The sequence below is a fragment of the Ramlibacter sp. genome, from assembly GCF_035706265.1.
Taxonomy (GTDB): domain Bacteria; phylum Pseudomonadota; class Gammaproteobacteria; order Burkholderiales; family Burkholderiaceae_C; genus Ramlibacter.
In genome coordinates this window covers 1-12,220 of sequence record NZ_DASSVG010000433.1, presented here as the reverse complement: position 1 = coordinate 12,220, position 12,220 = coordinate 1, and the positions used below count along the sequence as shown (strand labels likewise).

12 protein-coding genes and 1 pseudogene are annotated in these 12,220 nt (G+C 69.9%); 5 read left to right on the top strand and 8 right to left on the bottom strand.

The features are described from left to right. The first annotated feature begins 162 nt into the window (after nucleotides 1-162). On the top strand, nucleotides 163-1,071 hold the full coding sequence (locus tag VFM98_RS15425; protein WP_325110795.1) for a LysR substrate-binding domain-containing protein: 909 nt from the start codon (nucleotides 163-165) through the stop codon (nucleotides 1,069-1,071). Between the two features lie 178 nt (nucleotides 1,072-1,249). Here the strand turns inward: VFM98_RS15425 and VFM98_RS15420 are convergent. After that, nucleotides 1,250-2,263 (bottom strand): annotated as a pseudogene (locus tag VFM98_RS15420) (FAD-dependent oxidoreductase); the annotation flags it as partial. A 139-nt stretch (nucleotides 2,264-2,402) separates the two neighbouring features. Here VFM98_RS15420 and VFM98_RS15415 point away from each other — a divergent pair. Continuing rightward, nucleotides 2,403-3,041, top strand: a complete 639-nt coding sequence (locus tag VFM98_RS15415; protein ID WP_325110794.1) for an MBL fold metallo-hydrolase — start codon at nucleotides 2,403-2,405, stop codon at nucleotides 3,039-3,041. On the opposite strand, the gene VFM98_RS15410 is transcribed toward VFM98_RS15415, so the two are convergent. After that, complete coding sequence (locus VFM98_RS15410) at nucleotides 3,042-3,878, bottom strand: M48 family metallopeptidase (RefSeq protein ID WP_325110793.1); 837 nt, start codon at nucleotides 3,876-3,878, stop codon at nucleotides 3,042-3,044. It abuts the gene before it with no gap. Nucleotides 3,879-3,909: 31 nt separating this feature from the next. Here VFM98_RS15410 and VFM98_RS15405 point away from each other — a divergent pair, with 31 nt between their 5' ends. Continuing rightward, nucleotides 3,910-5,298, top strand: a complete 1,389-nt coding sequence (locus VFM98_RS15405) for an AmpG family muropeptide MFS transporter (RefSeq protein ID WP_325110792.1) — start codon at nucleotides 3,910-3,912, stop codon at nucleotides 5,296-5,298. Between the two features lie 104 nt (nucleotides 5,299-5,402). Here VFM98_RS15405 and VFM98_RS15400 read toward each other — a convergent pair whose 3' ends face one another. Further along, nucleotides 5,403-6,854, bottom strand: coding sequence for a class I adenylate-forming enzyme family protein (locus tag VFM98_RS15400; protein ID WP_325110791.1), 1,452 nt, complete (start codon nucleotides 6,852-6,854; stop codon nucleotides 5,403-5,405). 100 nt (nucleotides 6,855-6,954) lie between these two features. Here VFM98_RS15400 and VFM98_RS15395 point away from each other — a divergent pair, with 100 nt between their 5' ends. Then, complete coding sequence (locus tag VFM98_RS15395; RefSeq protein ID WP_325110790.1) at nucleotides 6,955-7,668, top strand: response regulator transcription factor; 714 nt, start codon at nucleotides 6,955-6,957, stop codon at nucleotides 7,666-7,668. Nucleotides 7,669-7,684: 16 nt separating this feature from the next. Further along, nucleotides 7,685-8,878, top strand: a complete 1,194-nt coding sequence (locus VFM98_RS15390) for a sensor histidine kinase (RefSeq protein ID WP_325110789.1) — start codon at nucleotides 7,685-7,687, stop codon at nucleotides 8,876-8,878. 247 nt (nucleotides 8,879-9,125) lie between these two features. Here VFM98_RS15390 and waaF read toward each other — a convergent pair whose 3' ends face one another. The 5 genes from waaF to VFM98_RS15365 form a co-directional block, all read right to left on the bottom strand. After that, complete coding sequence (gene waaF / locus VFM98_RS15385; RefSeq protein WP_325110788.1) at nucleotides 9,126-10,118, bottom strand: lipopolysaccharide heptosyltransferase II; 993 nt, start codon at nucleotides 10,116-10,118, stop codon at nucleotides 9,126-9,128. Between the two features lie 76 nt (nucleotides 10,119-10,194). Then, nucleotides 10,195-10,416: a zinc-finger domain-containing protein gene (locus VFM98_RS15380; protein ID WP_325110787.1), complete on the bottom strand. Its 222-nt coding sequence runs from the start codon at nucleotides 10,414-10,416 to the stop codon at nucleotides 10,195-10,197. A gap of 6 nt (nucleotides 10,417-10,422) precedes the next feature. After that, on the bottom strand, nucleotides 10,423-11,361 hold the full coding sequence (locus VFM98_RS15375; protein ID WP_325110786.1) for a branched-chain amino acid transaminase: 939 nt from the start codon (nucleotides 11,359-11,361) through the stop codon (nucleotides 10,423-10,425). A gap of 53 nt (nucleotides 11,362-11,414) precedes the next feature. After that, nucleotides 11,415-11,837, bottom strand: a complete 423-nt coding sequence (locus tag VFM98_RS15370) for a glycerate kinase (RefSeq protein WP_325110785.1) — start codon at nucleotides 11,835-11,837, stop codon at nucleotides 11,415-11,417. Then, on the bottom strand, nucleotides 11,834-12,220 hold a 387-nt coding region (locus tag VFM98_RS15365; protein WP_325110784.1), incomplete at its 5' end, for a metallophosphoesterase family protein. The genes VFM98_RS15370 and VFM98_RS15365, both read right to left, overlap by 4 nt.

Sequence of the window (12,220 nt, the reverse complement as noted above, 5' to 3'; positions counted from 1 at the left end):
TGAGGCTGTTTGCGGGAAGTCGCCTGCTGCTTGCAGGAAGGCGCGCTGGGTGCTTGTTTGCTGGACCCCATCCTATGGGCCGGTGTTCACCGTCGCAAACGATTTGTCTCGAAGAAGTCTTGAGTTTTTGGAAAGTTCCCGATGCGCCGACGCATACCCAGCATGAGCGCCTTGATGGCCTTCGACGCTGCCGCCCGCCACGCCAGCATCACCCGTGCGGCCGATGAACTCGCGCTCACGGAAAGCGCCGTATCGCGCCAGATCTCGCAGCTGGAGGACCAGCTCGGGGTGCAGCTGTTCCACCGCGTGAAGAAGCGCCTGTCGCTCACCCGCGCCGGCACCGCGTATGCGCGCGACGTCGCCGGCGCACTGGAGCGGCTGGAAAAGGACACGTTCGACGTGATGTCGAACCAGGGCGAGGGCGGGACCCTCGAGATCGCGGTGCTGCCCACGGTCGGCTCGCAGTGGCTGATCCCGCGCATGACGGACTTCTACGAGCGGCATCCGAAGCTGACGGTCAACATCAGTGCGCGCAGCAGCCGCTTCCTCTTCAGCGAAACGCACTTCGACGGCGCGCTGGGCTTCGGCGCCGCCACCTGGGCGGGCGCGGATTCCGACTTCCTGTTCGAGGAGGAACTGGCGGTGGTCGCCGGCGGCCGCCTGATGGACGCACCGTCGCCCTGGGATGCGGAGAAGGTGCTCGCGCAACGCCTGCTGCACCTGGTGACGCGCCCGGCGGCGTGGGCCTCGTGGGCGGCCGCGGCCGGCGTGAGCGGAATCAACCTGCTGAAAGGGCCGCGCTTCGAGCAGCAGGCGATGGTGATCGGCGCCGTCTCCGCCGGCCAGGGGCTGGCCCTGCTGCCGCCTTTCCTGATCGAGGAGCAGCTCGCGCGCGGCGACCTGCGCATCGTCTCCGATGTGACGACGCGCAGCGAGGGCTCGTACTACTTCGCCTTCCCGGAGGAGAAGGCCGGCGAGCCCCAGCTGCGGCTGTTCCGCGACTGGCTGCAGGAGCAGGCCCTGCGCTTCCGCGAAGAGCGCCCCGCCGGAGGGGGGCGCGAGCCTGCCTGAAACAGAGCGTCGCCGCCCGCTTGAGGCTGTCGATCATCGAGATGCGGCGCAGGAACTCGCGGGTCTTCTCGCGGTCCGACACCGCCTTGCGGATCTCGGTGCGGAACGCCTCGCGGTCCTCCGGCGTGCGCGCCTCGAGGTTCTTCTTGTTGCGGATCGTGCCGGTCTGGATGGCCTCCATCGTGACCGCACGGCGCTGGCGCTCGTAGCCATCCAGGCTGTCGGCGCCGGCCTTGCCCTGGATCACCGGGCCGAGGCGCGCGGTCAGGTTCAGGGCGTCGTGCAGGCCGCCGTTCATGCCCATGCCGCCGAGCGGATTGTTGATGTGCGCGGCGTCGCCGGCCAGGAAGGTGCGGCCCAGGCGGAACTTGGTCGCCACGCGCTGGTGCACGCGATACAGCGTGACGTGCTCGATGGGCGCAGCGAGGCCCGCGGGCAGCACGCTCGCCAGCGACTCCTTCGCGTATTCGGGGCTGCGGGCGGCATCGTCCGACATCTCGGGTGGCACCGGCAGCATCACGCGCCAGGCGCCGATGATGCGCAGCAGGAAGTGCCAGCGCTGCGGATCGGCCCAGTAGCTCACCGAAGTCACGCCGGGGCGCGCGGCGCCGATGTCGGCGCTGGTGGTCACCACCAGGAAGCGCTCCTGCCAGGTGAAACCTTCGAAATCGATCTGCTGGTGGCGCCGCACGATGCTGTTGGCACCGTCCGCGCCGATCAGCCAGTCGCAGGTGAGCGTGTCGCCGGCGCCGGTGGTGACCGTGACGCCGCCCGCGTCCTGCGTGAGGCTCGCCACTTCCGTGTTGAAGCGGATCTGGAACAGCGGGTTGTCCTGCAGCGCGTCGAGGATGATGCGCGTCAGCTTGAACTGCTCCGCCTGCAGGCGGTAGGGATGGCGGGTGAGGTCGGAGATGGCGCCGAAGTCGAAGGTGCCGAGCTCGCCGTCGATGGTGGAGCCGTACTGCACCTGCGGCGCCTTCAGGCCCTGGGCGATCAGCGCCTTGGCGAAGCCCAGGTCGTCCAGCATGTCCAGGGTGGGCGGGTGGAAGGTGGAGGCGCGCGATTCGAGGCTGAGGGAGGCACTCTTCTCGAGCACCGTGACGGGAATGCCTTGCCGCACCAGGTCCGCGGCGGCGGTCATGCCCACCGGACCGGCTCCTGCGATGATGACGGGGCGATGGTTCTGGTTCATTCTTGCTCCAGGGCGTTTGGGGTTGCGCCGCATCGTAGGCAGCGGGTCGCACCCGGGCAAATGATGATTTCCGAAAAGCTCTTGAGTTTTTCGCCCGGTGCGGCCCGGCCGGCCTGCCGGCCTGGAACAAAATCTGCCGATGCTCCACTACTTCACCTTCCCCGTCACCCCGTTCCAGCAGAACTGCTCCGTCGTGTTCGACGACGCGACGAAGCAAGCCGCCGTGATCGACCCGGGCGGCGACCTCGACGCGCTGCTGGCGGAAGTGGAGCGCCGCGGGCTGAAGCTCGAACAGATCTGGCTCACGCACGCCCACATCGACCACGCGGGCGGCACCGCGGAACTGGCGCGGCGGCTGGCGCTGCCGATCATCGGGCCGCACGAGGAGGACCAGTTCTGGATCGAGGCGCTGCCGCAGCAGGGCGCGATGTTCGGCTTTCCGCCCGCGCAGGCGTTCACGCCCACGCGCTGGCTGCGTGACGGCGACACGGTGGAACTGGCGGGGCACACGCTGCACGTGCGCCACTGCCCCGGCCACACGCCAGGCCACGTGGTGTTCCATTCGCCGGAGATGCAGCGCGCCTTCGTCGGCGACGTGCTGTTCGCGGGCAGCATCGGACGCACCGACTTCCCGCGCGGGAACTACGAGACGCTGATCGCCAGCATCCGCGACAAGCTGTGGCCGATGGGGGACGAGACGGTGTTCATCCCCGGCCACGGGCCGGAGAGCACCTTCGGGCGCGAACGGGCCGCCAATCCCTACGTGCGTGGCACCTGATCAGCGATTGCCCATCGCCTGCCGGTACAGCCCCTGCACGCGCGGGATGTTCTCGGCCAGCCGCCGCATGCGGTCGGGGCCGCTCGGGTGCGTCGAGAGGAAGGCCGGCCCGCCGCCGGCGCCGGACACGCGGGCCATCTTGTCCCACAGCGAGATCGAAGCCTGCGGATCGAAGCCCGCCCGCGCGCCCATTTCCAGGCCGACCAGGTCGGCCTCGATCTCGTCATCGCGGCTGAACTTGAGCGTGAGCAACTGCGTGCCGATGTCCGCTGCCACGTCGCCGAGCTGGCCGAGCCCGAACAGCTGCGCGCCCAAGGAGAGCAGCGCGCCCGTGCCCTGGCTCTTGGCGATGCGCTCGCGCGCATGCTCGCGCAGCGCGTGCGCGATCTCGTGCCCCACCACCATCGCGAGCTCGTCGTCGGTGGCGCGCAACTTCTCGATCAGTCCGGTGAAGACGGCGATCTTGCCGCCCGGCATGCAGAAGGCGTTGACGCTGTCGCTGCCGATCAGGTTGACCTCCCAGCGCCACTGGCGCGCGCGCGGGTTCCAGCGCGGCGCATCGGCGATCAGCCGCGACGAAATCGAGCGCAGCCGCCGCAACTGCGCATTGCCCTCGTTGGCGAGTGCGCCCTTGGCACGCGCCTTCTGCAGCAGCTCGCCGTATTCCTTTGCGGCGACCTGCTCGATTTCGGTGGCCGGCACCAGGGAGCGCAGCGGCGAACTGCCGCCGACGTCGACCTGGCTCACCGCCGGACCGGCAACGACGGCGCCCGCCGCCAGCATGAAGGCACGCCGGCTGACCCACCGGGGCGACTTGGCAGTACACAGTCGACACATGGGCAAATAATACTGACGAAGCACCTCCACCATGTCGGATCCCGCCGCCTCTTCCGCTCAGCGCACGCCTGCAGAGAACACTCCCGAACCGGTCGAGGAGAAACGGCCCAAGCGCTCCGCCCTGCATGTGCTCAAGGCGCTACGCCAGCCCAAGGTGGCCGTGATGCTGGCGCTCGGCTTCTCCTCCGGCCTGCCCTTCCTGCTGACGGCCAACACCTTCGGCTACTGGCTGCGCGACGAGGGCACCAGCCTGAAGGCGATCGGGTTCATCTCCTGGGTCGGCTTCGCCTATGCGTTCAAGGTGTACTGGTCGCCGCTGGTCGACCGGATGGACATCCCGCTGTTCGGCAAACTGGGGCGGCGGCGCGGCTGGATGCTGTTCTGCCAGCTGCTGGTGGCGATCGGCCTGGTCGCCATGGCCATGGTGGGTGTCTCGGCCGGGCTGGTGGCGATCGGCGCCTTCGCGCTGCTGGTGGCCTTCGCGTCGGCGACGCAGGACATCGCGATCGACGCCTGGCGCATCGAGGCCGCGAGCAATTCGGAAGAAGTGGGCCTGCTCACTTCCGCGGCGCAGCTCGGCTACCGCATCGCGCTGCTGGTGACGGACGCGGCCATCATCGCCGCGGCCGAGCGTGTCGGCTGGCCGATCTCGTACGTGGCGATGGCCGTGCTGATGGCCGTGGGCATGGTGGCGACCTTCCTCGCCTTCGAGCCGCAGCGCGCGGACGAAGTGCTGCACAGCAAGCCGCCGCTGTGGAGCGCCAAGGGGCTGCTCGATGCGCTCATCGGCCCCTTCGTCGACTTCTTCCGCAAGCACCGGATCGCGGGGGTGGTGATCCTGCTGATGGTGGCGCTGTACCGGCTGCCCGACTTCATCATGGGGCCGATGTACAACCCGTACTACCACGACCTCGGGGTGAGCAAGGACACGGTGGCGCTGGTGCGCGGCACCTTCGGCCTGGTGGCCACCTTCGTCGGGCTCGGGGCCGCGGGCCTGACGGCCATCCGCATCGGCATCCTGCCGACCCTGATCGCCGGGCTGGTGCTGGAGGCGCTGGGCACGGGCGCGTTCGCGCTGCTGGCGCTGCACGTCAACGACGTGGTCTTCGCGATCGTGATGTCGCTCGATTCCTTCGCCCAGGCCTTTGCCGGCGTGGCGCTGGTGACCTACATGTCCAGCCTCACGAGCCTCGGCTACACGGCCACGCAGTACGCGATGCTGTCGTCCACGTATGCGCTGCTGGGCAAGTTCCTCAAGGGCTTCTCGGGCGTGGCGGTGGACACGCTGACGCCGCAGTACGGGCTGCTGGGCGCGTATGCGACGGCGTTCATCGGCACCGCGCTGACGGCGATCCCGCCGATGCTGCTGATCCTGCTGTTGTGGAGGATGCAGGGGCGGCATGGGAGCACGGGGGCATAGCGGTTCGGAGGGCGCGCTTCGCTGCGCTCGCGCATAGCTGGGCTTCGCGCTGGCGCGGCTCAGCACCATTAGCCTACGCGAAAGCACCGCAGGCGCGCCGCGCGTTACGAGAACTGCTTCGCGAGGAGCGCGCGCTGTACCTTGCCGAGCGCCGTCTTCGGCAGCTGCTCCACGAAGAACCACCTGCGCGGGACCTTGAAGCGGGCGATGCGCTGGCGCAGGTGTTCGGTGAGCGTCGCTTCGTCGGCGCCGGCGCCGACCACGGCCACCGCGACGACCTCGCCCCAGCGCGGATCGGGCAGGCCGAAGGCGGCGCATTCCGCGACCGACGGATGCTGGGCCAGCGCCTCCTCCACTTCCGCCGGATGCACGTTCTCGCCGCCGGTGATGATCAGCTCGCGCGCGCGGCCGACGATGCGCCAGCTGCCGTCCGCGTCCTGCTGGGCCAGGTCGCCGGTGGCGAACCAGCCTTGCGGGTCGCAGGCGGGCAGGTCCGGCCAGTAATGGCGCACGATGTTCGGCCCGCGCAGCAGCAGTTCCGCCGTGTCGCCGATCGGCGGGCCGAGCCGCGCCTCCACGCCCGGTGCCGGCCAGCCGCAGGAGCCGACGTGGTCCATCGCCCGCGCCGGCGGCAGGGCGATGGAGAAGGGCCCCGTTTCGGTCGCGCCGTAGACGTTGCACACCGGCAGGCCGCGCGCATGGAAGGCACGCACCAGCGCTTCCGGCAGCAGGCTGGAACCGGCCCAGACGGCGCGCAGCGAGGACAGGTCGGTCGTGGCCCAGGATGGGTGCTCGACGAGCGCCTTCATCGCGGCGGGCACCAGCAGCGTGAGCGTCGGCCGCTCGCGCGCGATCGCCGCCAGCGTCTCGCCGGGATGGAAGCGCGGATGCAGGACCACCCGCGCGGCCGCGTACAGGGCCGGCAGGGTCTGGATGCACAGCCCGCCCACGTGGAACATCGGCAGCACCGTGAGCACCGTGTCCGCCGGGCCGAGCTCCTGCACCGCGGCGGCGATCCGCATGTTGGCCAGCAGGTTGGCCTGGGTGTGCACCGCGGCCTTGGGGCCTCCGGTGGTGCCCGAGGTGTGCACCAGCAGCGCCGGGGCGTCCGCGCTGGCGTGCCAAGGCGCTTCGGGCCCAGCGGCTTCCGAAAGAGCCTCCACCGAATGCGCTGCGAGCCCGCACTGCGCCGCCAGCTCACGCGCAGCCTCCGCCCAGTCGGCGTCGTGCACCAGGTGGCGCGGTCCGCAGTCGGCGACGAAGCGCTGCCACTCCGCCGGTGCGAGGCGGAAGTTCAGCGGCAGCAGGATGGCGCCGATGCGCGCCAGCCCGAACAGCAACGCCAGCTGCCCCGGATGGTTGGCGCCCAGCCAGGCCACGCGCTCGCCCGGTCGCACGCCCCACGCGTGCCAGGCGACGGCGGCGGCGCGTTCCGCAGCCTCTCGCAACCCTCCCCGCGCGATCCAGCGGCCTGCAAACTGCAGGGCTTGCGCGTCGGGATCGTGCTGCGCGAGCACCTCGGGCAGCGTGGGACCATGCAGGTTCGAGACGGCCATTTACCTTACTTTACGGGAGCGACAAGCCAGTGCCATCGCGGCTGACCACCATGGCTGGGTAGGGCCCCGCGTCGGGGCCCGCAGTCAGTAGTATTCCGACATGCAGCAACTCCTGATGATCGAGGACGACACGCGCCTGGCCCAGATGGTCGGCGAGTACCTGGAACGATCGGGTTTCGGCGTCACCCACGCGGCCGACGCCAAGGCCGGCCTCAACCTGCTGGAAGATCCGCCCACCGGCTCCACGCCCGACCTCGTGGTGCTGGATCTCATGCTGCCCGACATCGACGGCCTGGAGGTCTGCCGCCGCGTGCGCTCCCTGCCCGGCGAGACGGGCAAGGTGCCGGTGCTGATGCTCACGGCCAAGGGCGACCCGATGGACCGCATCGTGGGCCTGGAGCTCGGCGCCGACGACTACCTGCCCAAGCCCTTCGAGCCGCGCGAGCTGCTGGCGCGCATCCGCGCCATCCTGCGCCGCCGCCACGACGGCACGCCGCCGCCCGCCAAGATGATGCGCTTCGGCTCGCTGGAGATCGACCGCGACGCCCGCACCGTCACGGTGGCCGGCAAGGCGGCCGAACTGACCTCCTACCAGTTCGACCTGCTGGTGGTGCTGGCGGAGCGCGCCGGCCGCGTCCTCACCCGCGACCAGATCATGGAAGCGGTGCGCGGCCGCGAGCTGGAGGCCTTCGACCGCTCGATCGACGTGCACATGGGCCGCATCCGCGCGGCCATCGAGGCCGACCCCAAGAACCCCAAGCGCATCCTCACGGTGCGCGGGGTCGGCTACGTCTTCGCCAAGCAGCAGGACTAGGAGAATCCGCGTCGGCATGACCGCCTGGAACGCGCACTGGCGCTTCCCCCTCTACCTGCGCATCTGGATCGCCGTGATCGCCACGGTGGGCCTGCTCACGGTCGCCTTCGGCTGGCTCTGGCGGGTCAACCAGGAGCAGACGCCGATGCGCGAGGTGATCGTGCGCAACGCGGCGGGCGAGGTGATCGGCCAGAACCAGGTGCGGCCGGTGCGCGTCCCCGGGGTGGGGCTGGAGTTCCCGATCGAGATGAAGGACGGCAGCAGCATCGTCGTGCAGCTGCCACCGCGGCCGCGCCCGCGCGGCGACGGGCCGCCCGGCGCGCGCTCCTGGCTGCCGCGCGGATCCACCGGCTTCCTCTGGCTGCTGGGCATCGTGGCGCTGGCGGTGGCGGTGGGCAGCTACCCGATCGTGCGGCGGCTGACGCAGCGGCTGGAAGACCTGCGCGTGGGCGTCGAGCGCTGGGGCGAGGGCGACCTCAGCGTGCGCGTGCCCGAGCAGGGCAGCGACGAGGTCGCCTTCCTGGCGCGGCGCTTCAACCATGCGGCCGAGCGGGTGGAGACGCTGGTCAAGTCGCACAAGGCGCTGCTGGCCAATGCCTCGCACGAGCTGCGCTCGCCGCTGGCGCGCATCCGCATGGGGCTGGAGCTGCTGGAGCCGGAGCCGGCGCCGCGGGCACGCGACGAGATCCTGCGCAACATCGGCGAGCTGGACCAGCTGATCGACGAGATCCTGCTGGCCAGCCGCCTCGACGCCCGCGAGACCGATATCGGCACCTTCGAGACGGTGGACCTGACCGGCCTGGCCGCCGAGGAAAGCGCCCGCGCGGGCGCCGAGCTGGCCGAATGCGATTCGCACCAGACGCTGGTGGTGCAGGGCGTTTCCAAGCTGCTGCGCCGGGCGATCCGCAACCTGCTGGAGAACGCGCGCCGCTACACCAGCGGCCCGGTGCGGGTGAGCGTGGTCAGGCAGGGCACCGAGGCGGTGGTGCGGGTCTGCGACCGCGGCCCCGGCGTGCCGGTGGGCGAGCGCGAGCACATCTTCGAGCCTTTCTACCGGCTGCGCGGGGCGAGCGAGCGCGAAGGCGGGGTGGGCCTGGGCCTCGCGCTGGTGCGCTCGATCGCGCAGCGGCACCACGGCAGTGCGCATTGCGAGGACAACCCGGGCGGCGGCGCCTGCTTCGTGCTGCGCCTGCCTTGCGCGGCGGTGTAACCCGCCGTAAAAAGCCCCGCACCCCCTCGCCAAGCGCCGAAAAAGTCACGAAGATCGACCCGATTCCCGGCGTTCGGCCATCCCCCTAACGGGTGATGTACGGCGAACTGGGCAGGAATACAGTACGACCAAGCGTCGCGCGATCCGCCGACGGCTCGGTTCTCCAAGGTTTCAAGTCTCCCAACGACGTCCTTCCAAGGACTTCATACAGCCATCGCAAGATGGCTGTTTTTTTTGGTCCGAGGAGTTATTGGAGGAGCGCCTTCACCCGCTCGGCGCTCACGTCGTTGAGGCAGCGGAAATGCCCCAGCGGGCATTCGCGCTGGAAGCACGGCGCGCAGTCCAGCGGAGGTGCGTACTCCGGGTCCTGCTTGAGCCACACCACCTGCGCGCGCTCGTTCAGGGGCGGCGTATGCAGCGGGCTGGAAGAGCCGAACAGCGCCACCTGCGGCACGCCGAAGGCCGCCGCCACGTGCATCAGCCCCGAGTCGTTGCTGACCACGGAGCCTGCCCCGGCGATCAGGGCGAAGGCCTCCAGCAGCGAAGTCTTGCCGGCCAGGTTGCGCGCGCGCTCCGGCGCCAGCAGCGCAATGCTCTCGCACAGCTCCGCCTCCTTGGCCGATCCGAGCAGCACCACCGGCTGCTCCAGCCGCTGCGCCAGCGCGCCGAAATGCGGCCAGCGCTTGGCCGGGCCGTATTCCGCCCCGGGCGCCATCACCACGTAGCCGCCGCGCGCGACGCCCTGCGCGCGCAGCACCTGCTCGACCTGCGCGTCGGGCAGCGCAAGGTGCGGCCGGTCCCGCTCCAGCCCCTCCTCGCCGCTCAGGGCCGAATAGAAGGCCACCATGGGCGGCTTGTCCTTCGGGTTCTTGAGGCGGTGCGTCAGCAGCCCCACGCGCGCTTCGCCGAGGTAGCCGACCCGGCGCGGAATGCTGGCCAGGAAGGGCAGCAGCGCGCTCTTGAGCGAATTGGGCAGCACGTAGGCGGCGTCGAAGCGCCCTTCGAGCTGCCGGGCCAGCCCGCGCCGCTCGCGCAGCTGCAGCCCGCCATGGCGGAACGGGAACTCGATCACCGCGTCCACCTGCGGCATCGCCCGGTACACCGGTGCCACCCAGGGCAGCGCGCCGACCGTGAGCCGCTCGCCGCGCGCGTGCAGCCGGCGCAGCAGCGGCTCGGTCATCACGGCGTCACCGATCCATTGCGGGGCGATGACGAGCGAGTGGGTTGCGGCGCGGCTCACGGGCGGGAGAAGAAGAAAACTGGAATCCGACCCCAGAGGGCTACCGCCGCGGGCAGAAATTGGAGTCCGACCCCAATCAGTGGTGACCGCCGAAGCGCTCGCCGTCCTTGAGCTTGTAGACCGTGCCGCAGTACGGGCACTTGGCGGCGCCGCTGACGGCGACGTCCAGGTACACGCGCGGGTGGGTGTTCCACAGCTTCATGTCCGCCTTCGGGCTGGGGCAGAAGATGCCGCCATTGGCATTCAGGTCCTTCGCCGCCAGCTCCACCACTTTCTCGGGCTTGTTGTTCGTGGCCATGCTCTCTCAGACGCGGGTCAGCCAGTGGGCGTACTTGGGGTTGCGGCCGTTGACGATGTCGAAGAAGGCGTTCTGCAGCTTCTCGGTGACGGGGCCGCGGCGGCCGGCGCCGATCTGCACGCGATCGAGCTCGCGGATCGGCGTGACTTCGGCGGCGGTGCCGGTGAAGAAGCACTCGTCGGAAATGTAGATCTCGTCGCGGGTGATGCGCTTCTGCACCACCTCGATGCCGAGGTCCTTGGCTATGTGGAAGACGGTGTTGCGGGTGATGCCGTTCAGGGCGCCGGCCGACAGGTCGGGCGTGTAGATCACGCCGTCCTTCACCACGAACACGTTCTCGCCCGCGCCTTCGGAGACGAAGCCGGAGCTATCGAGCAGCAGCGCCTCGTCGTAGCCGTCGTCCAGCGCTTCCATGTTGGCGAGGATGGAGTTGCTGTAGTTGCTCACCGCCTTGGCCTGCGTCATCGTGATGTTGACGTGGTGGCGGGTGTAGCTGGAGGTCTTGACGCGGATGCCGCGCTGCAGGCCTTCCTCGCCCAGGTAGGCGCCCCAGGCCCAGGCCGCGATCATGCAGTGGATCTGGTTGCCCCTGGGGCTCACGCCCAGCTTCTGCGAGCCGATCCACACCAGCGGGCGGATGTAGCAGGACTCGAGCTGGTTGGCCTTGACGACCTGCTTCTGCGCCTCGTTGATCTGCTCCTTGGAGAAGGGCATCTGCATGCGCAGGATCTTGGCGCTGTTGAACAGGCGGTCCGTGTGCTCCTGCAGGCGGAAGACGGCGGTGCCGTTGACCGTGTTGTAGGCGCGCACGCCTTCGAACGCGCCGCAGCCGTAGTGCAGCGTATGGGTCAGCACGTGGATCTTCGCGTCGCGCCAGTCGACCAGCTCGCCGTCCATCCAGATCTTGCCGTCGCGGTCGGCCATCGAGGGTACTACCGGGCTCATGAGGTGTCCTTCAGGGGAATGGGAATTCGCGCAGGTTTGCGCAACCCCTCATTTTACGGGGCGGGCGGAGCGGCCGCCTCCGGCGGGGTTTGCGGCCGGAACAGCTCCCACTTCACCAGCTTGCCGTCCGCGAACTCGCAGGTCACGTGCGAGCCGCTGCCGTCGGTCCAGCGATAGAGCTCGGGCTGCTGCTCCTTCGGGCTCACCTGCTCGCCCAGGGCGCGTGTCATCGCCATCACGTGCAGCAGGGTGACGCCGGGTTGCAGCTTGGCATTGAGCATCACGGCGCTGTCCACGTAGCCGACCGGCCGGTTGGAGGCGCGCTGCAGCACCTTCATCATGCGGGTGAAGTGCAGCAGCATCCACATCACGATGCCGCCCACGGCCAACGCCACCCCGCCCCAGCCGTAGGCGCGGTACGCCACGGCCACGACCACCACGCCCAGGATGGGCAGCACCACTTTCTGCAGGTTCATGCGCGGATTGTGCTGTCTTCGCGCGGCAGGGTGCCGGTGGCGAGCGCGGCCGCCCAGTCGTCCCGGCCGCAGTTGGCGGCCAGCTGGCGCATGCCTTCCCAGTCGTAGGCCACGCTGCACAGGCGTGCGTTCCAGTGGCCGCTGCGGCGCTCCACGATCGCGTACCGGGCGTGCGGCGTGCCGTTCTGCACCCGGTGCCGGGCCGGCTCGGCCTCCTCGTAGGCCTGCAGGCCCACGCTGCCGGGGTTGAGCACCAGCGTGCCGCCCACCAGCGCCGCGCGCGGCACGTGGCTGTGGCCGCACAGGACCAGGCTGGCGCGGCGGCAATCCTCCTCGCCGGCCGCGAGGCGCGAGGCGATCTCCTCCGGGCTGGCGGCGCGCAG

Coding starts and splice junctions, on each gene's coding strand:
- VFM98_RS15380 (WP_325110787.1), bottom strand. CDS start 10,416: ATGGCCACGAACAACAAGCCCGAGAAAGTGGTGGAGCTGGCGGCGAAG.
- VFM98_RS15395 (WP_325110790.1), top strand. CDS start 6,955: ATGCAGCAACTCCTGATGATCGAGGACGACACGCGCCTGGCCCAGATG.
- VFM98_RS15410 (WP_325110793.1), bottom strand. CDS start 3,878: ATGTGTCGACTGTGTACTGCCAAGTCGCCCCGGTGGGTCAGCCGGCGT.
- VFM98_RS15370 (WP_325110785.1), bottom strand. CDS start 11,837: ATGAACCTGCAGAAAGTGGTGCTGCCCATCCTGGGCGTGGTGGTCGTG.
- VFM98_RS15390 (WP_325110789.1), top strand. CDS start 7,685: ATGACCGCCTGGAACGCGCACTGGCGCTTCCCCCTCTACCTGCGCATC.
- VFM98_RS15375 (WP_325110786.1), bottom strand. CDS start 11,361: ATGAGCCCGGTAGTACCCTCGATGGCCGACCGCGACGGCAAGATCTGG.
- VFM98_RS15425 (WP_325110795.1), top strand. CDS start 163: ATGAGCGCCTTGATGGCCTTCGACGCTGCCGCCCGCCACGCCAGCATC.
- VFM98_RS15400 (WP_325110791.1), bottom strand. CDS start 6,854: ATGGCCGTCTCGAACCTGCATGGTCCCACGCTGCCCGAGGTGCTCGCG.
- VFM98_RS15415 (WP_325110794.1), top strand. CDS start 2,403: ATGCTCCACTACTTCACCTTCCCCGTCACCCCGTTCCAGCAGAACTGC.
- VFM98_RS15405 (WP_325110792.1), top strand. CDS start 3,910: ATGTCGGATCCCGCCGCCTCTTCCGCTCAGCGCACGCCTGCAGAGAAC.